Genomic DNA, 18959 nt, shown 5'->3' on the forward strand with positions numbered 1-18959 from the left:
GACGGCTGGGCCCGGTCGATTGGGCCCGGAATTGGGCCCAGGGGCCCTCTGGCGGACAGGGTGTTCCGCCGTACGTTCCTCGTGTCGAAAGCGACACAGCCGAAACCGGAGGGGAACACCATGAGCGACCTGATGCTGAAGACCGCCGTCGCGACCAAGGTCCGCATGAACGGCTGGAAGAACACGACGGCCGAGGCGATGCGCCGCCGCGCCGGCGACAGGGGGCAAACGGCGGTCGAGTACCTGGGCATCATCGCGGTGGTGGTGGCTATTGTGCTGGCGATTACGGGTACCGACATCGGTCAGACGATCCTGGACAAGATCAAGGCACAGGTCGCCAAGGTCGCTCCTTGACGCGAATCAGCCGGTACGGCGATACAGGGCAGGCTTTCCCCATCTACATCACTGTGGTGGGGGGCCTGCTCTTTCTCGCGTTCGCGTACTTCGCGGTGGGCCAGGCAGCGGCAAATCGAAACGGTGCCCAGACGGCCGCCGACGCGGCGGCCCTCGCCGCAGCGCAGGACAGGCGGGAGCAGCTCGCCGATGCATGGGTGAAGGACTTGCTCGATCCGGCCAAGTGGCAACGCATTTTCGATGGGAACGCAGAAGGACTTGGTCCCTCGTGTTGGCGTGCACAGCAGCTGGCCGCACAGAACGATGCTCAGGTGACCGGTCAGGGTTGCGTTCCGGATGGGCCTCTAAGCTTCACGGTCGAGGTCGAAACGAACAAGTCCGTAGGTGAATCCATAGTTCCCGGTACGGAGAAGCAGAAGTCGAACGCGACCGCCACAGCGGTGATCGAGCCTCTGTGTACCTTCGACCTCCCGGACGATGGCAGCGATGAGAAACTTCCTGCGCTCACCTGCGACGAGGATAAGAAATGGGACTTGGACGCGGATGATCCCGCACTCATCCCGAAGCCCGAGGACCTCTTCGACGTACACCTGGCCGAACCACAAGCGAACGACGAGTGATGAAGGAAGCGGAGAGATGAGCATTCGGTTCACTGCGAAGGCCCGCAGGGGGATGGTCGCACTGACCGTTGCGACTGGTTTGGCCCTCGGTGCGGCCGGCTGCGGCGGCGGTGGAAGTGACGACAAGAAGCCCGAGAAGTCGGCGTCCCCCTCCAAGGACGATGGATCCAAGCCGAGTGCTCAGGAAGGAACGTCTCAAGATCCGTTGGCCGAAATGAAGGGGCCACAAGGCCTCCTCCTTCAAGTCACGTCGGCCACTCGAGACTCCGGCGGATTCGTCACAGTGAACGGCGATCTGAAGAACGACGGTTCGGAAACGGTGGTCGTCCCCTCCAATCTGAGCGGCAACGAGACAGAGATCATCAAGAACGGCAGTTCACTGGGCGGAGCCACGTTGGTGGACTCCAAGGGCAAGAAGCGCTACTACGTGCTTCGCGACACGGACGGCCGTCCACTCACCACAACAGGCCTTCCGACCCTCAAGGCCGGTGAAACCGTGCCGGTGTTCATGCAGTTCCCGTCCCCGCCGACCAGCACGACCGAAGTCGGCCTGCAACTCCCGGGTTTCCCCACCTCCACCATCACGATCTCCGGGTGAGGCCCACCATGACCGTTGTCCGCACTCCGTCATCGGTGGGAGCACCTCGTCTCGCCCTGACTCTTACGGCAGCCACTGTCATGGTCGCCACCAACTTGTTCGGCGCCGTGTCGGCACATGCCGCCGACGGCCCCAGCGTGCCTCCGGGGACCGAGGCGACTGCCACAGCGCCCGTAGAGGTGGATCCGAACGACCCTGACCTCAAGATCCCGGACGGCGCCACCCTCGCCGAAGCCAAGGTCCTCGACATCAAACAGGTCGTCGAAGATCAAAGCGGCGACGAACGCCGTGAAGACACCAACGCCGACGTCAAGTTCGCCCTCCAGGCCGAGGTCCTCTTCGGCAAGGACAGCGCGAAACTCAGCGGCGAGGCGAAGGCCCGGATCTCCGCGATCGCCGAGGAGATCAAGACGCAGAACGCGACGAAGATCCGCGTCTTCGGCTTCACGGACAACCTCGGCTCCTCAGCCCACGGCGACGTCCTGTCCCGGAAACGAGCCGACGCCGTGCAGAACGTCCTCGATCAGGAACTGACCGACTCCAACGTCACCTACGAGGTCCGCGGCTACGGCGAGCAGTACCCCATCGCCGACAACTCCTCGGAGAGCGGCCGAAAGAAGAACCGCCGGGTCGAGGTCTCCTTTCCGCGCACAGAGAGCTGAGTCACCGAAAGTGGGCCCAGGGTTGGGGCCACGGGCCCACGTGTGACTGATCGACGTTCCTTAGCCTCGGCTCAATGCCCGTCGTGAAAGGCCGTTTTCCCGAGCTGAGCTGAGGTCGCGCATGTCCCCTGCCGGTGACCGGATACCCCCGTACGGAATGGAGGGTGCACAGAACAGCCCGTCCTGGGAACGGCACTCGCCGTTGCCGAGGGAACTGGGCTGGGCGCAGGTACTGCTGTGGGTGCAGTTCGCGCTGACGGCGCTGTACGTGATCACCGTGCTGTCGGTGGTGACGTACTACTCCGGGGAGATCTTCGGGATCCTGGTGTACGACTCGCTCCCCAGCGTGGTCGGTGTCTACCTGGCCCGGCGCCTGTGGCAAGGCGGGGTGTGGACGAGCCGCGCACTGATCGCCGAACAGGCGTGGATCGTGTGGCTGTCGTTCGGCACGCTGATGCACGGCGACCTGCGGGGCATCACGCAGGCGGCGATGCCGGTGGCGGTCATCGTGCTGTTGCGCCGGGCCCGGTCGCGTGAATGGTTCGAGAGTCCTCCCGAGGACAGGGAGGAGCGGCGGGCGTTCAGCCTGGCGAGGATGATCCGCTGGCGGCAGGACGAGGGCCAGACCGCGGTGGAGTACGCGGGGCTCATCGCGGTCGTCGCCGCGATCATCGTCGCGCTGTCGGTCGGCGGCCTCGGCGGACGCATCGCTGACGGCATCCAGTCGGCGATCTGCTCGGTGACAGGCACGGCGTGCCGCGCTCCGCAGGGCGACGGAACGGAGACGGGCGCGGCCGGGGGCAACGACGCCGCGCACCAAGGCGATGCGGACGCAGGTGCCGACGGCGGCAACGGCGCGAACCCGGACGGCGGCACGGCCACGAACGACGATGCGGGCACCGGCGACTCGGGAACCCAGGGCGACTCGAGAACCCAGGGCGGTGCGGGCGGCCAGGGAGACACCGAAGCCGGCGGCGGCACGGCAATCGACGGCGACACGGAATCCCGCGACGGCACGGGCGTCGGTGACACGGGCGGCAGCGGCATCCCCGCGTCGGCCCAGATCATCACCTACGAGGGCGCGGGCCCTGACGACACGATCCCGCTCGCTCCGGGCCCGTTCGAGGACAAGTCCCTATGGGACGACGTTCACGACCAGGAGCGCCACGACAAGACGTTCATGGACCATTTCCGCGGCTTCTTCGTGGCCCCGACCAAGAGCTTCCTGGCCAGCACGATGGACGTCGTCAGCGACCCGGTCGGCTCGATCAAGGACACCTGGAACGGCCTGAAGGGCTACACCACGAACTGGTGGGGCGACAAGGCCGACGAACTGGGTGAGGAGTGGGACAAGGGGAACCACGTCTCCTCCGTATGGGGCTGGGTCAATTCGCCCGAGGACTTCGTGTCCGACCTGGCGGTCGACACGATCGTCGACAAAGGGAACTGGGAGAAGGGCAACTACGGCGCCTCCATCGGCAACACCATTGTCGGCGTCATCGGCATCTTCAGCCCGAAGACCATCACGAAGTTCACTAAGTTCAAGAATCTGGCCGAGGTCGGTGAATCCCTCGACAAGGCGGCGGACGCGGCCGAGAAGGCGCGCAAGGCGGCCAGGGCAGGCGACTTCGACGGCGTGAGGAAGGCCGCGGACGCGGCGCAGAAGCACGCCGACGAGGCGCAGAAGAAGGCCGAGAGGAACGGCAGCTGCACGATCGCGATCGGGCGCATTCCGTACGGCGGTGGTGGCGGCCTGCGAGGAGTCCCTGGCACCGGCACAGGCGTCCTGGCGGCTCCGCAGGCCGGCCGGATCGTCGTCGCCGCAGGCGGCAAGGAGTGCACGGGCGACGACGCCGACGACGCACGCCAGGCCCAGCAGGAGGCGCTCGACGCCAGGGCCGAAGCGGCGAAGGCCGCACTGCGGGAGCGGGGCTCTTCGGTGCCTGAGGACCAGATCGACGGGCTCGTCAACCGCGCCAAGGACCCCCCGGAACCCGGTGAGATCAGCAAGAAGGACGCGGCCGACTCGCTCGACGAGATCACCGACCTCGCACGCCGCGAAAACGTCAACGGCGATGCCGCCGCGGCGCTGGAAGGCAAGGTCGCCAATGCCTCCGACGCCAACAAGCTTGCCGAGGCACGCGCGGAGGTGAACGCCGTACGCCGCGCTGCCGACGACGCGGCCCCCGGAACCCACGTAGACGCCGGAGTCGGCGGCAAGATGAACCGCAAGGAGGCTGACCTGGGCAACGGGGAGAAGGTGAATCTCGACGAGATCCCGGACGCGGACGTGGTCTACAAGGACAGGAACGGCACCGTGCACGTCAAGGAGGTCAAGAACGCCGGCTCGGCCACGCGCAAGGCGGAATTCGCCAACCAGGTCGAGAGGCTCAAGAAGTGGGCGAGCAAGGAGCCGGGCCGCAAGGCCACCGTGGAGATCGAGACAGCGGACCGCTGGACGTCGGTCTTCAGCGAGTTCAAGCCCGCCCGGAACGGCAAGCCGGCGAAGGACACCAGGACGGCGGCCGGTGAGATGGCCAAGAACGGTGTGGACGCGAAGGTGGCGGGCCAGGGTCTGTCCGCCGACCAGCTCGGCAGGATGCAGCGTTGCATCGACGAGCGGACGGCGAACGGCACGATGGAGTGGTCGAAGATGAAGGACCCGGACAGCGCAAAGGCGTACCTGGGCATCGAATGAGACGAACGAGTGGACGACAGCCACGAGACATGGCAGGACGGCGGAGATGAGCGAGTCGGACGCGGAGTTGAGTGCCGAGGCGATGTGGGATCCGCAGGTCGCGCGATGGCGTGATCAGGAGGGTGACTACGTTCTGCCCCGCGCCCTTCGGTCCTTGCCACAGCCTTGGGACGAGGGCGACTGGGGTCGGATCGGGGACCTGCCGCGCACCGATGAGCGGGTGGCGGAGGCTCGGCAGGTGGTGACCGAGCTGCTGGAGGACCCGGAGTTGGCGCCGGATGTGCCTCAGCCGCCGTCTCCGGGCCTGTTGTGGCACGTGTGGGAGGAGTTCCACCAGGCGGTGGGGGAGAGGATGCCCTGCACGAGCCAGGTGACGTGGGCCGGTGTGGACGAGCTGGTGCGCGAGTGGCGGGGACGGGAGAGGCTGTACCCGCTTCAGCGGCATGTCGTTGAGCACGTCGAAGCGGCGATACTCGCCATGATCCCGCGGCTGCGGGACGACATCGCCGACTCGGTGTTCCGCTGGCTGGCCCTGGACTCCGACCCCGGCCGTTTCGCCGACTGGGCGGTGGATGCGGCCGAGCGCTGCGTGATCGAGGACATCGGCGCGGACTCTGCCATCGAGCTGCTGGGCGCGATGGGGAGTCCTGAGGCCAGGGCCGCTCTGGATCGCCTGTCGGTGAAGCCGGGCGGTCCGGCGAGTTGGGACAACGCGGAGGCGGCACAGGGGAAGCTCTTCGATCCGGGGACGGAGAGGCGGAGCGGCAGTAGGCGCGGAAGCTGAAGGAAAGGGCGAGTAGCCTCTCCTGCCCCTACCTGTACAAGAGCTTCCCTACACGTGGGGCTCCGGCTTCCGGTGGCCGCAGGAGTTGCCCGAGACCGGCGAAAACCGTGGGTCTTCGAATGGAGCAGGAGCGTCACGACAGGACGTTCATGGAGCCCCAGTTCCAGCTGTCCTTGATCGAGCCCACCGGGTCGTCGACGAAGTCCATCGTGCTGGTTCCTGAAGCCGCAACAATGGCGTCCCGGGGGCGGGCAGGCCTGGCAGGCCCTCGGCGGACGGCTCCGCCGAGGGGCCGACCGACAGGCCACGCCTGCGGTCGGCCTACAGCAGGTGGTCGGCCTTGCCCGCCTTGATGTCCCGGATGAGCGTCCGGAGGGCATCGCGGCTGTCGGTCAGATGGTGCTCCTCCTGCCCGGCGACGGCGATATAGGCGTTGCCTTGCGCGTCGGTGCCTATGCGGAAGCAGTTGTTGCCCTCGCCGCAGAAGGGCTCTTCCCAGGTGATGCCGGCGGTCATGGTGGCTCCTTCAGAGTTCACGGGCGATGTTGCGGATGAGGTCGCGGGAGGCTGCCGAACGCAGCGCCGCGTCGTCCATCCAGTCCAGATGGGCACGGTACTTCGTGAGCTGAGCCTCCGCGCCGGTGAATTCCGGCCCGTGCGCGGAGTCCAGTTGCACGGTGTCCAGCTTGGGTACGGCCCCGTCGGCATACAGCAGTGCGTGCCCCGCCCCTGGAAAGCCGCTCACGCTCGTCGGAACGACCCGCACATCGACGCTGTCGCGCTCGGACTGCGCGGCCAGGTGCTCCAGCTGTCGCCGAGTCGCCTCAGCGTCACCGTAGGGCATGCGCAGCGCGGCTTCGTGGACGTAGGCGACGTACGGAAGCGGCACGGTCCGGTCGAACACCTGCTGCCGCTCCATACGATGGGCCACTCGCAGCTCGACTTCGAGCCGACTCAGCCGGGGGAGTACGGCGACGAAGACGGCGCGGGCGTACTCCTCGGTCTGCAGCAGCCCCGGTACGTGCATGACCTGAGCCGTGCGCACGCGCGTGGCATGCCACTCCAACTCGGCGATGTCCAGCAGCCCGGCGGGCAGCGTGCCCCGGTACTGTTCCCACCATCCCCGCTCCTTGCCCTCGGCCATGGTGACCAGTGCTGAGACGTAAGTCCCGTCCGTACAGGCATAGTTACAGGCAAGGGTGCGAATGCGGTCGGCCGAGAACGGCCGGATTCCCGACTCCATGTTGGACAGCCGTGTCCGGTCAATGCCGAGCAGGCCGGCGGCGTACTCCGTGGTGACACCCGCCGCGAGCCGCATCCTGCGCAGCTCCGCCCCCAGTCGCTTCTGCCGCTCCGTCGGCGTGCTTCTCGTCCCCATATTGCCCCTTCTTCACCGTGTGAGTCTCAGTTTGCCGGTGGGTAGTGCCTTCTACGCCTCATAGGTAGGGGTAATTATCTCTGAATCGTTGGACACGGTGACTCCGCTGTACCTACAGTCAGTGACAGGTCGATCACACCGCCCCGCCCGTCGGAAGCGCATCGCGTGAGCCTGCCCGCAATCTCCTGCCCTGGGAGGGCTGGGCTCGCGTCAGGGAGACAGGCCACCGCTCGGATTCGGAGACGGAGTTCGTTCCTCACCATCCACCTGTACGCCAAGGGAGTTGCCGCCATGCCCGCACCCTTCACGACCTGCCCGCCTCCGTCCGCCACGGACACGGACCTTCCGCCCAACCGCCCCACCCCCGAAACCCTCGCCTACAGCTTCACCCTCCCCGCCGCCCCGCAGAGCCCGTTCATCGCACGCGCCGCAACCAGAACGGTCCTGCGAGCCCACTCCCTCGACGACCTCACGGACGCGGCGGTCCAGGTGGTGAGCGAGCTGGCGGCCTGCGCCTGCCGTTTCACCCCCGCCGCCGAGGTCTACGTGTCGCTCCGCTACCGGGACGGCGACCTGCGCGTGATCCTCTATGACGGCCATCCCCGCCACCTCAACCCCCGCCTCGCCGCGGCCTGCGAGTCCCGTCGCCGGGCCGCCCTGCGGGTCCTGTCCTGCGTGGTGAAGTCCTGCCGCGGAGACTGGGGATTCGGCGAGGCCCGCGAACCGGGGGGCGGCACCAGGATGTGGGTGGTACTGCCGAGGGAAAGCGCGAGGTCGTACCTGTACGGCTGAGTCGTCCTACGTCGCAGCAGAGGGCAAGCAAGCGCGGAGGCACGTCGCTGCCGGTTCTTGAAGCGTGGTGCCTGTGTCAGCCGCAACGGGCCCATACCTTGCAGGAATTGGGCCTGGGGTTGGGTCCCTGGGCCCAGGTGGCCTGCCGTGACCGAAAGTTACGCTCTGGACCTGGATCGACGAGGGGGATCGAGGTCATCCGGAGCAGCTGGGCGCGGCAGCGCCTGCTCGTTCACGGGCCCACGGAAGCGTGGAGCCAGGGCTGTATGACGTACGTGAGCGGGCCCCAGGGCGGATGCCGTCACGACTCGACGCACAAGTCTCTGCAGCCGTAGCCGCCTTCGCACCCACTCCTGGGGCGCGCCCTTACGACCCTCCTTCCCCTGACTCGTCCTCCTGCTCGGCGAGTTGAGGAGTGGCATGTCTGCGTTCGGGGGCGTTCCGGTGTTCGGGGGCGAGGGATGGTCGTCGACGGGGAGTGGGCGGCGCCGGGAGCTGCCTGGATCGCTGTCGGTCGCGTTGGTGCTCGTCCACACGCTGTTCGCGTTCACGGTGCTGGGCGGGATCGGTCTGCTGTTGACGGCGGCGTCGCTGGACGCCGTGGACGTTCGGCTGCTGGCGCAGGTGGCGTTCGCGGCGGCGCCGGGCACGATCGGGTGGGTCCTCGCGCGCAGGTCCTGGTCAGGCGGCGTGTGGGTGTGGCGGGGCCTTCTCGCCCTGCAGGCATGGCTGATCGCCGCTGCGCTGGGCAACGTCGGAGACGGCTCGGGGCGAGGCTTCACGCAACTCTTCCTGCCCGTCCTGATCGTCGTGTTCCTGAGCCGTCGGGAAAGCCGGGAGTGGTTCCGGCTGCCGGATCCGGAGCGAGCGGATCGTCGCCCGTTCTCGATGGCGCGGATGATCCGCTGGCGGCGGGACGAGGGCCAGACGGCGGTGGAGTACGCGGGGCTGGTGGCCGTGGTCGCGGCGATCATCGCCGCGCTGGTGGTCAGCGGGCTGGGGACGCAGATCTTCACCGGACTTCAGTCGGCGGTGTGCAAGGTCACCGGTACGGCGTGCCCGGCGGCGGGATACGGCGGTGGGGAGGTACAGGCCGGGGACGGCGCGGACGGGACTGACGCTGAGGGCCCCGACGGCTCCGGGCCGGTCGGCCAGGACCAGGAGGGCCAAGACCAGGGTGGCCAGGGCGACGGTGATCAGGGCACCGGCGGTCAGGGCCGGGGTGATCAGGGCACCGGCGGTCAGGGCGACGGCGGCCAGGGTGACCAGGACGGTGGAGCCGGTGACGGCGGTACCGGGAGCGGCGGCACCGGAGGAACCGGGCCCGGCGGAGCCGACACCGGAGGAACTGGACCCGGCGGAGCCGACACCGGAGGGACCGGGCCCGGCGGAGCCGACACAGGAGGTCAGGACACCGGCGGATCCGGCTCGGGTGGCCGGACCGGCGGGGACAGCGGAGGGAACGGTTCTGCCTCGCAGGGCGTCGACGGCGGACCCGGCGGCGGATCCGGCGGTGTTACCGGCCAGGACACCGGCGCCTCCTACACCGAGGAGACCGACGAGGAGAAGAACGACGCGGCAGAGGGCGAGCCGGGCTGGGAGGAGGACGAGCAGGCCGCCGAGGACGGCGTCGACGAAGGCGGCGACGAGGGCTGCACCTCAGGCTTCGGGGCCTTCTTCGGATGCGTGGGGGACCAGTTCAAGCAGGTGGGACAGGGTCTCTTCGTCGACGGCATCTGGGGTGACGTCACGGGCATCTGGGACACGGTCACCGACCCGGGCAAGGCGTGGGAGGGCCTGAAGGACTACGGCAGCTCGCTGGGCGATCAGTGGTCCGAGGATGCCGAGGACGCGTCCGGGAAGTGGGCGAACGGCGACTACTTCGACGCGCTCACCGACTGGGGTGGCGCGTCGTGGAACACGGGCGTCACGGTCCTGGACGACATGTTCGTGGGCGACGAGGTCCGCGACCAGTGGAACAACGGCGAGAAGACCCGAGCGGCCACGAACGTCGTCTGGAACGTCGGCTCGCTCTTCATCCCCGGCTATGGCGAAGCCAAGATCGTTCAGAAGCTGGGCAAACTCGGGAAGCTCGGCAAGCTCACCGAGAACGCCGCGGAAGCGGCGGCGGATGCTCGGAAGGCGGCCAAGGCCGGTGACGTCGACGCCGTCGAGAAAGCGGCGAAGGAGACCGACGAGGCGGCGGACGCGGCCGAGGAGAGGGCGAGGCAGTCCGGCTGCACCATCACCTCCGCTCCCGGCCGCCGTGTCCCGTACGGCGGCGGCACCCCGGGCCTGACCGGGTCGGCCGGCGGCGGCACCACCGTCCTCGCCGCCGGAGTGTCCCGTTCCCCGTACGTCGTGCTGGCCGAAGGGGGCTGCGACGAAGAGGCCAAGAAGCAGGCCGAGGAAGCCCGCAAGCAGGCCGAGGAGGCCGAGAAGGCCGAGAAGGAGGCGAAGAAGGAGGAAAGCCGCAAGAAGGTCGCCAAGTGGAAGAGGCCGTCCTGGTACAACGACCTGAAGAACCCGCGGAAGGGCTCCAAGGACGGTGGCGACGGCCACTGGAAGGCCAAGAAGGCGGTGGCGTACTGGCCGAAGTCAGAGGTGTGGATGCGCTACCAGGAGCAGGTCTCCAAGGTGAAGCGCGGCAAGGAATACGCTGTCAAGGACCCGAAGACCGGCAGGGACGTCGACTTCGACGGGTGGGATTCGGCACGGCAGACTTACGTCGAGGCGAAGTTCGGCTACAGCGACAAGGTGCGGGCGGACGGCACACTCGAACCCGCTCAAGCGACCAAGTTCGTCGAACAGGCGCGGCGGCAGCTGAGCGCGGCGAACGGGAAGCCGGTCGAGTGGAACTTCTCCAACAAGGCGGTGGCCGAGGCGGCGGAGGAAGCCTTCGACGATGCCGGTATCGGGGTGGTCGTCAAGTACACGCCGTGGGAGAAGTGAAAGACGGGAGTGCGGATCATGAGTGCGGTGACGGTGGCTGTGCACTGGTGGGCCAGATCCGAGACGCCGCAGGAGCAGGCGGAACGCTGGCTGGTGCTCCTCGCCCGGCTGACGGAGCTGTCCGACGGTGAGCTGACGGAGTGGCGCTGGGACGTGGACGATGACGGCCCCGGTCCCCTGGTGCCCCGGAGCGCGGATGAGTTCGCGACAGCGCTCCAGGCGGCGAACACACATGACGACGTCGACGTCATCGGCTGGACAGCCCACGTGGTCGGACGCCGACAGGACGGCGGCTACGTCCAGGTGTGGATCTCGGCGGGCGGCACGAACGAGCACAGCCCGTTCTTCGTGATCGTGAAGCTCTTCCCCGGGCCCGGAGCGTCGGCCTCGCCGCTCGCGGACCGTCTCGCCGAGACCCTCGCCGCGCTCGCGGGGGCCTGGGACCCGGACACCGGTCTTGCCTACGATCGTGAACTGTTCAAGACCGTCAAGACCACCTATGGTCTGCCGGCCCCCGCCCCCCGCTGCGGCTGGTCGGTCTACCTCTCCGAGAACCGCGCCGCGCGCGTCCCCGGCGACCTCACGGCCCGACGGCTGCCCACCGAGCACGGCGGACTCGTCCTGGACCTCGCGGCGAGCCCCGGCGAGACCCCGGCCACCGAAACGGTCCTTGCCGCCCACAGAGCCCTCGCTGGGAGCGGCGCCTTGGACCCCATGCCCGTACCCGCAGCGAGTGCGAAGCTGTGACGACGAGGGCCTGCGAGCGGTTCGAGGCCTCCCGGAGTGCCGGGCGACGAGAGGCGCCGCTGACGCCACCGGCCGTCGGCCCGGACAGCGGCTGCACCGTCGCCGAGCTTGAGGGCCGGCGGTGAACGACGAAGGAGTGAGCCCCTCGATGAGCGTGCAGCGGCATCTCGCCCGGATCAGCGAACTCCTTGCCCGCCCCCTGACCGGGAGCGACGCCCACCACCTCGTGATCTTGCGCGAGAGCCGTGACTTCGCTCCGCCGAACGACGACTGGGACGAGCTCACGCGGACCAGTGAGGAGTTCGAGGGGGAGCTGATCGCCCTGGCAGCTGCCTTGGACGCCCGATGGGGCCCGCACGCCACCCTGTCGATGGAGGGTTACGTCCAGACCTTCATGGATCCGGACGACGACGACCTCCCGCCCTTCTTCCGGTACCTGTGCGAGAGCGGATACTTCGGCGACCTCCTGTACTGGCGGGTCGGCGACCGTCTGCTCGCCGCGAGCGTCGGCCACGAGGACAAGGAGGAGCCGGTCGTGCTGTTCGCGCGGGTGACCGCTTCCGGGGAGGGATTCCCCACGCCGGAGCGAGCGGGCCCCGGGTAGGCGCCTGGGCCGCTGTCGGCTGATCCCGTGTTCGAAAGGCGGTCCGGGTGGACTGCCACGCGCTGACGCACTCGTGTCCCGGCCGCGCCCGCGCTTCCCATGACACTGGCCGCCGACATACTGCGCGCGGCGCGGCCTTCTCCCCCGACTCGGCCGACCGCCACCCCTGTCACGAGCGGGTTCAACCTGCGCCGGTGTCGTGCGCCTGACTCCGCGCCACGACAACGTCCACCCGAGTCCCTTCCCGCACCCCCCACCCACTCATCGCCCCGGCCTCCGCCTCCACCACATGCCGGGCCCGCGGCCGAGGCATCCCCAGCCGCCCGGGTCGCATGGTGCGCACGGCGACGACGCGAAGGTGCCGATCGAGATAGGCGACGTCGATCGCCATGCGCATCCGAAAGGTGTGCACGCTGTTGGCGGGGGAGAGCAGGATCGCCCCATCGAGGGAGTCACGCCCCAACAGCCCCCTGGTCCGGGCCCGATAGGAGGCGGCGATCTCCAACGGCACCCGGACGGACGCCTCGCCACCACCCCCGTGCACGACCAGCTCCCCACGCCCGTCCCGCCAACGCCGCCCCATCCGGGCCCCCTCCGACCGTGCCGCATGCCAACGGCTCTCCGCCCCGAAGGTATCCGCAGACAGCAGCCCTCACATGGGCCCACGGACCCAGGCCCGACAGCCACTCGTGAGAGGGGCGGCCCCCCCCCGGCCGGTGCGCATCACGTGTCGCTCGCGCCCCGGCCTGGGTAGGAAGAGCGGCATGACCCCACTAGTGCCGCGGCAGGCAACGTTTGCCCGTCAAGGAGCGGCGTCCGGTGCGTGCTCTCGGCGTGCCGGGTGCATGCCCTCGTACTGGATGTACTTGGGTTTGTGCCCGGTGCGGCGAGAGTGCGTGCCGGGCGTCGCGACGGGGCGAACGTTGCCTGCCGCGGCACTAGGTGCCGTGTTCCGTCCCCAACTCGCCCCCGAGCGACTCCGACGTGTGGCCAGGCTGGCCGATGACGCCGGGCTCGATGAGCTCTGGCTCTGGGAAGACTGTTTCAGAGAAGGCGGTATCTCCACCGCCGCCGCTGCCCTGGCGTGGACCGAGCGGGTGCGGGTCGGGGTCGGGCTGTTGCCCGTGCCGCTGCGGAACGTGGCCATCACCGCCATGGAGGCCGCCTCGCTGCACCGGATGTTCCCCGGGCGGGCGATCCTCGGTGTGGGGCACGGCGTGCAGGACTGGATGGGGCAGGTCGGCGCCCGCGTGGAGTCGCCCGTCACCCTGCTGCGAGAGCATCTCCACGCGCTGCGGGCCCTGCTGGCCGGTGAGCGGGTCACGGTCGACGGGCGGTACGTCAAGCTCGACGACGTCGCTCTCGACTGGCCGCCGGACGGCCCGCCCAGCGGCGTGCTGGCCGGGGCCACCGGACCGCGGTCGCTGCGGCTCACCGGCGAGGCCGCCGACGGCACCATCCTCACCGCCTCCACCAACGCCGAGGGCGTGCGCGCGGCACGGCAGCTCGTCGAGGAGGGGCGGGCGGCGGCCGGCCGTGGGGCCGGGCACCACCCCGTCGTCGTCTACCTGCTCACCGCCACCGGGCCCGACGCCGACACCCGGCTGCGTGCGGAACTCGTCGCCGAGGGAGTCGACTCCGTACCGGACCTCGGAGTCGCCGGGGACGCCGGAGCCGTCGCGAAGGCCGTCGAGCGGCTCGTCGAGGCCGGGGCCGACAGTGTCGTCCTGCAACCGACGGCGGACGAACCCGACCCGGAGGGGTTCGTGCGGTTCGCGGCGGAACAGGTGCGTCCGCTCGTTCCCTGAGGCGCGCTCGTTCCCCGAAGCCCGCTCCTCCCTTGAGGCCCGCTCGTTCCCTGCGGCCCGTTGTCAGTGGTCGCTGCCACACTCCGGGCATGAGCGATGACGACGTGGACGTGCGCCTGCGAGACGTGGTGGAAGACGACCTCGAGTTCTTCCTGGCGTACGAGCACGATCCGGAAGCCGTTCGGCGGTCGAGGTTCACCCCTCGGCCGCGCGAGGCGTTCCTGCGGCACTGGAAGACCAAGGTCCTCGGGGACGACACCGTCTTCGTGCAGGCCGTGACCGTCGACGGCGAGGTCGCCGGCAGCGTCGTCGCCTGGTGGGAGGCGGACCGCCGCTTCCTCGGGTACTGGCTCGGCCGCCCGTACTGGGGCCGCGGCATCGGCAGCCGGGCCCTCTCCCTCTTCCTGGAGCGGGAGCGGAACCGGCCTCTGCATGCCGACCCCGTCATCGACAACACCGGCTCCGTACGCCTCCTCGAGAAGCACGGCTTCCAGCGGACCGGCACCGTCCGGCACGGCGAGGACGAGCACGTCATGCTCGTCCTCGCGGGAGCAGAAGGCGCGTGACGTCCCCGTCCGCCCCCTGTCACCATCGGCCCATGCGGCTCGCGCGGCACTTCTTTCACCCACTGCACTTGCGCATCTTCCGACGAGAGTTTTCACATCGTTATCGCTCGCAGCTCGCCTCCGCGTCGCCGCTCACGTAGGTTCGGAGCGGGGTAATTCGCGTGAGCAAAGCTGCGCGGGCGGTACCGCGCAGTGGAGGGGGCTGCGCGGTGCCAGGGCCTCCCGGTCGAGTCGGTCCACCGGCGATGTCGATTCGGCAAAGGGGCGAATCGGAGCCGACCCGGGGGCTGGTGAAGGCCGGGTGGCGGTCAAGGGGGCGTGCGCGGCCGGTTCACCCGTCGGGGGGATGCCGTGACAAGTCACCCGACTGGCCCCCAAGTGGCGTCAAATTCTCCGGATCTCGTCCCGGGGTGCCCGATTCCCCAGCGTATGCACGGTGTTTCAGCCAGAAGCGAGCCCTGGACGAGGGATTCCGTGAGCATCGCCGCGTTGCCGGGCGATTCCGGAGAGTAGTTGTGGCACGCCGATGCACGCAGCATCACTTACGAAGGGTTATGGTGGAACCCCCCCCTCGGGCCGGTCCGTCTCCCCCCCACGGACCGGCCCGTTTTTCTTGCTCCGCCGGGCGGCTCGAACCACCGGCCGGAACCGATCGTTCCGCCCCTGTTGGCGGCCCGGGGCCGCGGCGGGGGTAGGCTTCGCCCCCGGGGACCGCCATACGGGCAGGGACCGCCCGCGGCCAAGACCGGGCCGCACGCCGCGGCCTGTCCGATCCGTACGGAGGGGCTGACAATCACGTGAACCTGCGCGACAAGCTGCGCGGCCTGCTGGTCAGGCTGTACGCACGCCGGGTGGAAGGTCACCTGGACCACGCTCAGGTGCCCAAGCACATCGGCGTCATCATGGACGGCAACCGGCGCTGGGCGAAGGCCGCCGGTTCCAGCACCGTCGACGGTCACCGGGCCGGGGCCGGGAAGATCGAGGAGTTCCTCGGCTGGTGCACCGAGACCGACGTCGAGGTCGTCACCCTCTGGCTGTTGTCCACGGACAACTTCGACCGGCCGCAGGAAGAGCTCGTCCCCCTGCTCGGCATCATCGAGGACGTCGTCCGCACCCTGGCCGCGGACGGCCGCTGGCGCGTGCACCACGTCGGCACGCCCGACCTGCTGCCCTCCGCGATGCAGACGGTCCTCAAGGAGGCCGAGGAGACCACGGCGCACGTCGACGGGATAGTGGTCAACGTCGCCATCGGCTACGGCGGACGGCAGGAGATCGCCGACGCCGTGCGGTCGATGCTGCTCGACGCCCAGGAGAAGGGCACCTCGATGGAGGCGCTCGCCGAGGCCGTCGACACCGACATGATCGGGCGTCACCTCTACACGAGCCATCAGCCCGACCCCGACCTGGTGATCCGCACCAGTGGCGAGCAGCGGCTGTCCGGATTCATGCTCTGGCAGACCGCGCACTCCGAGTACTACTTCTGTGACGTGTTCTGGCCGGCGTTCCGCAAGGTCGACTTCCTGCGCGCCATGCGCGACTACGCGGCCCGCCACCGGCGCTACGGCGGCTGACACCCCCGGAAGCACAGGACGTCCCACGTCGCAACACCTCCCGGTACCCCCTTGAAGACGGGCGTAACACGGAGTTCACCGGGTTGCCGTCATATGCCGTGGCATGGCGACGCTCGTTCGAGGGCATAACCCAGACAGGTCGACGCCCGAACCACGGGTGTCGGATCTCAGCGGACGGCACGGGGCCGTCCGCCCGGGAGGCCCTTTGCACCAGCCCGATCGTGCGGTCACAGCACGGACGAAGAGGCGGAGGGCCGGTTCTCGGCCCGCGCAGGGCGGCCGACGACCGGTCCAGCTCCATACCGTCGCTCCCCGACCTCATCCGAGGGGGTACGTCCTTCCGTGGTGACCAGCACAAAGCGCCACAAGCCCGACCGGCGCACCTATGTTCTCGACACCAGCGTCCTGCTGGCCGACCCGAACGCCCTGAACCGCTTCGACGAGCACGAGGTCGTGCTCCCCATCGTCGTGGTCACGGAACTGGAGGCCAAGAGGCACCATCCCGAACTCGGCTACTTCGCCCGGCAGGCCCTGCGTCTGCTCGACGAGTTCCGCGTCCGGCACGGTCGCCTCGACGCCCCCATCCCGATCGGGGATCTGGGCGGGACCGTCCGTGTCGAGCTCAACCACTCGGACCCCAGCGTGCTGCCCAGCGGCTACCGCCTGGGGGACAACGACTCCCGCATCCTCGCGGTCGCTCGCAATCTGCAGGCCGAGGGGTTCGACGTCACCGTCGTGTCAAAGGACCTCCCGCTCAGGATCAAGGCGTCCTCCGTCGGACTCCTCGCCGAGGAGTACCGCGCGGAACTCGCCATCACGGACTCCTCCGGCTGGACCGGTATGTCCGAACTGACCCTGCCCGGCGAGCAGGTGGACATCCTCTTCGAGGAAGGGCACGTCCACGTCCCCGAGGCCGCCGGCCTGCCGGTGCACACGGGCCTGATGATCCAGTCGGAGCGCGGCAAGGCACTCGGCCGGGTCACCCCCGACGGCGACATCCGTGTCGTGCGCGGGGATCGTGAGGTGTTCGGCATCAAGGGCCGCAGTGCCGAGCAGCGGATCGCGCTCGACCTGCTGCTCGACCCGGACGTCGGGATCGTGTCGATGGGAGGCCGGGCCGGCACCGGCAAGTCGGCGCTGGCGCTGTGCGCGGGTCTGGAGGCGGTGCTGGAGCGCCGTCAGCACCAGAAGGTGATGGTCTTCCGTCCGCTGTACGCGGTCGGCGGGCAGGAGCTGGGTTATCTGCCGGGCTCCGAGGCCGAGAAGATGAGCCCCTGGGCGCAGGCCGTGTTCGACACGCTGTCGGCGGTCACCAGCCGTGAGGTCATCGAGGAGGTCACCGCGCGCGGGATGCTGGAGGTCCTGCCGCTCACCCATATCCGCGGCCGCTCGCTGCACGACGCGTTCGTGATCGTGGACGAGGCCCAGTCGCTGGAAAGGAACGTACTTCTTACCGTTCTGTCCCGGATCGGGTCCAATTCACGGGTGGTTCTCACCCATGACGTGGCCCAGCGGGACAACCTCAGGGTCGGCCGGTACGACGGTGTCGTCGCCGTCGTCGAGAAGCTGAAGGGTCATCCACTCTTCGCGCACGTGACCCTGACGCGGTCCGAGAGGTCCCAGATCGCCGCGCTTGTGACCGAAATGCTCGAAGACGGGCAGATCTGACCGACTGCACCAAGTCGTGGCGGTTATCCGATAGTTGGCGCCGTCCGGAAAAGGCCAAGAGCCTAGCCGGGCGGCGCCTTCGCATGTAGGCGTTTGTGTGAATCCCCCGCGTCAAAAGGGATGTGAGCTTTCACACGCAACTCGGAATTGCCTTGCCCCGTCCGGTTACGGCAGAGTCTCACTCCTGTCAGGCCCCGCATACGACACACCTGTACCCCTGGGGGTACCGCCCACGGCCTTAAGGCAGTGGGGGAGGTACGGCACCATAAAAGCATCAGCATCAACTGCATAGCGATGTCGTATGCCGCCCGAGCTACACACGGCGCTCCCTCCGGGGGAGTTGCCCACCGGGCCCGCGCCTCCCGTGACCCCGCAGTTGGGGAGGTCAGTGCCAGGGGCACGATTGCGTCCGCGAGGGTCACCGAAGCGGGCGATGCTGGAAGGAAAACCGTGTGAGCCGGATCTCGGTCCGGGGATTCGCAGTGGCTTCGGCCACGGCGGTCACCGCTGTCGGAAGCGTCGTCGGCGTTGCCTCGGGCAGCACCGCGCAGAACAACGACGCGGAGGCGACGGCAACCGGCGCCACGCTGCTCGCGGACATCCCCGCGGGCCAGCAGGCCCAGGTACAGACCGCGTCGCTGACGCAGCAGGCCGACGCACAGGCCATCCAGGCGGACGCGAGCGCGAAGAAGGACGCCGAGGAGGCTGCCCGCAAGGCCGCCGCCGAGACGGCCATCGCGAAGAAGGAAGCCGCGGAGAAGGCCGCCGAGGCAGCGGCCAAGGAGCGCGCGGAGGCCAAGGCCGCCGCCAGCCGCTCCAAGGACATCGCCGACTTCCCCGTCGCGAGCTCCTACAGCATCGCCCAGATCCAGGCGATGGCACGGCAGCTGGTGCCGTCGGGTCAGTTCCAGTGCTTCAGCAACATCGTGGACCACGAGTCCGACTGGAACTACAAGGCGGTCAACCCCTCCTCGGGGGCCTACGGCATGTTCCAGGCGCTGCCCGGTTCCAAGATGTCGTCCGTGGGCGCCGACTGGCGGACCAACCCGGCCACCCAGATCAAGTGGGGCCTGAACTACATGAACGACCGCTACGGCAGCCCCTGTGAGGCTTGGTCGTTCTGGCAGGCCAACAACTGGTACTGAGCCGGCCGGCCC

Annotated in this window: 18 protein-coding genes; 15 read left to right on the forward strand and 3 right to left on the reverse strand. The window is 68.8% G+C overall.

Annotated features, from left to right (window positions below; all coding sequences use genetic code 11):
* Positions 1-120: 120 nt before the first annotated feature.
* The 6 genes from HDC93_RS22215 to HDC93_RS22240 all read left to right on the forward strand — a co-directional run bounded on the left by HDC93_RS22215 (position 121) and on the right by HDC93_RS22240 (position 5716).
* Positions 121-354, forward strand: a complete 234-nt coding sequence (locus tag HDC93_RS22215; protein ID WP_185012611.1) for a hypothetical protein — start codon at positions 121-123, stop codon at positions 352-354.
* On the forward strand, positions 351-974 hold the full coding sequence (locus HDC93_RS22220; protein WP_185012612.1) for a pilus assembly protein TadG-related protein: 624 nt from the start codon (positions 351-353) through the stop codon (positions 972-974). Before HDC93_RS22215 ends, HDC93_RS22220 begins: the two co-directional genes overlap by 4 nt.
* Positions 975-990: 16 nt before the next feature.
* Positions 991-1572 (forward strand): hypothetical protein, encoded by a 582-nt coding sequence (locus tag HDC93_RS22225; RefSeq protein ID WP_185012613.1) that lies wholly within the window; start codon positions 991-993, stop codon positions 1570-1572.
* An 8-nt stretch (positions 1573-1580) separates the two neighbouring features.
* Positions 1581-2234 carry an OmpA family protein gene (locus HDC93_RS22230; protein ID WP_185012614.1) on the forward strand — a complete coding sequence of 218 codons (654 nt, stop codon included), beginning with the start codon at positions 1581-1583 and terminating at the stop codon, positions 2232-2234.
* A gap of 157 nt (positions 2235-2391) precedes the next feature.
* Positions 2392-4932 carry a hypothetical protein gene (locus HDC93_RS22235; protein ID WP_185012615.1) on the forward strand — a complete coding sequence of 847 codons (2541 nt, stop codon included), beginning with the start codon at positions 2392-2394 and terminating at the stop codon, positions 4930-4932.
* A 46-nt stretch (positions 4933-4978) separates the two neighbouring features.
* Positions 4979-5716: a hypothetical protein gene (locus HDC93_RS22240; RefSeq protein ID WP_185012616.1), complete on the forward strand. Its 738-nt coding sequence runs from the start codon at positions 4979-4981 to the stop codon at positions 5714-5716.
* Positions 5717-6037: 321 nt separating this feature from the next.
* Here the strand turns inward: HDC93_RS22240 and HDC93_RS22245 are convergent, their stop codons facing one another.
* Both HDC93_RS22245 and HDC93_RS22250 read right to left on the reverse strand, forming a co-directional pair.
* Positions 6038-6232 (reverse strand): hypothetical protein, encoded by a 195-nt coding sequence (locus HDC93_RS22245; protein WP_030842601.1) that lies wholly within the window; start codon positions 6230-6232, stop codon positions 6038-6040.
* Between the two features lie 10 nt (positions 6233-6242).
* Positions 6243-7094 carry a helix-turn-helix transcriptional regulator gene (locus HDC93_RS22250; protein WP_185012617.1) on the reverse strand — a complete coding sequence of 284 codons (852 nt, stop codon included), beginning with the start codon at positions 7092-7094 and terminating at the stop codon, positions 6243-6245.
* Positions 7095-7385: 291 nt separating this feature from the next.
* On the opposite strand from HDC93_RS22250, the gene HDC93_RS22255 reads away from it, so the two are divergent.
* From HDC93_RS22255 to HDC93_RS22270, 4 genes are all read left to right on the forward strand, one after another.
* Complete coding sequence (locus HDC93_RS22255; RefSeq protein WP_185012618.1) at positions 7386-7886, forward strand: ATP-binding protein; 501 nt, start codon at positions 7386-7388, stop codon at positions 7884-7886.
* A gap of 420 nt (positions 7887-8306) precedes the next feature.
* Positions 8307-10838, forward strand: coding sequence for a Tox-REase-5 domain-containing protein (locus tag HDC93_RS22260; RefSeq protein WP_185012619.1), 2532 nt, complete (start codon positions 8307-8309; stop codon positions 10836-10838).
* An 18-nt stretch (positions 10839-10856) separates the two neighbouring features.
* Positions 10857-11585, forward strand: a complete 729-nt coding sequence (locus HDC93_RS22265; protein ID WP_185012620.1) for an Imm52 family immunity protein — start codon at positions 10857-10859, stop codon at positions 11583-11585.
* Positions 11586-11733: 148 nt separating this feature from the next.
* Positions 11734-12189: a hypothetical protein gene (locus tag HDC93_RS22270; RefSeq protein ID WP_185012621.1), complete on the forward strand. Its 456-nt coding sequence runs from the start codon at positions 11734-11736 to the stop codon at positions 12187-12189.
* 181 nt (positions 12190-12370) lie between these two features.
* Here the strand turns inward: HDC93_RS22270 and HDC93_RS22275 are convergent, their stop codons facing one another.
* On the reverse strand, positions 12371-12772 hold the full coding sequence (locus HDC93_RS22275) for a DUF192 domain-containing protein (RefSeq protein WP_185012622.1): 402 nt from the start codon (positions 12770-12772) through the stop codon (positions 12371-12373).
* A 340-nt stretch (positions 12773-13112) separates the two neighbouring features.
* On the opposite strand from HDC93_RS22275, the gene HDC93_RS22280 reads away from it, so the two are divergent.
* From HDC93_RS22280 to HDC93_RS22300, 5 genes are all read left to right on the forward strand, one after another.
* Positions 13113-13997: an LLM class flavin-dependent oxidoreductase gene (locus tag HDC93_RS22280; protein WP_260419701.1), complete on the forward strand. Its 885-nt coding sequence runs from the start codon at positions 13113-13115 to the stop codon at positions 13995-13997.
* 89 nt (positions 13998-14086) lie between these two features.
* The gene (locus HDC93_RS22285) at positions 14087-14563 is read left to right on the forward strand and encodes a GNAT family N-acetyltransferase (protein ID WP_185012624.1); all 477 of its coding nucleotides are present in this window, start codon (positions 14087-14089) and stop codon (positions 14561-14563) included.
* A 797-nt stretch (positions 14564-15360) separates the two neighbouring features.
* On the forward strand, positions 15361-16134 hold the full coding sequence (locus tag HDC93_RS22290; RefSeq protein WP_031103025.1) for an isoprenyl transferase: 774 nt from the start codon (positions 15361-15363) through the stop codon (positions 16132-16134).
* Positions 16135-16476: 342 nt separating this feature from the next.
* On the forward strand, positions 16477-17802 hold the full coding sequence (locus HDC93_RS22295) for a PhoH family protein (protein WP_185012625.1): 1326 nt from the start codon (positions 16477-16479) through the stop codon (positions 17800-17802).
* A 452-nt stretch (positions 17803-18254) separates the two neighbouring features.
* Positions 18255-18947 carry a transglycosylase SLT domain-containing protein gene (locus HDC93_RS22300; protein ID WP_185012626.1) on the forward strand — a complete coding sequence of 231 codons (693 nt, stop codon included), beginning with the start codon at positions 18255-18257 and terminating at the stop codon, positions 18945-18947.
* Positions 18948-18959: the final 12 nt, after the last annotated feature.

Source organism: Streptomyces sp. AK010 (assembly GCF_014207295.1).
GTDB classification, from domain to species: domain Bacteria; phylum Actinomycetota; class Actinomycetes; order Streptomycetales; family Streptomycetaceae; genus Streptomyces; species Streptomyces massasporeus.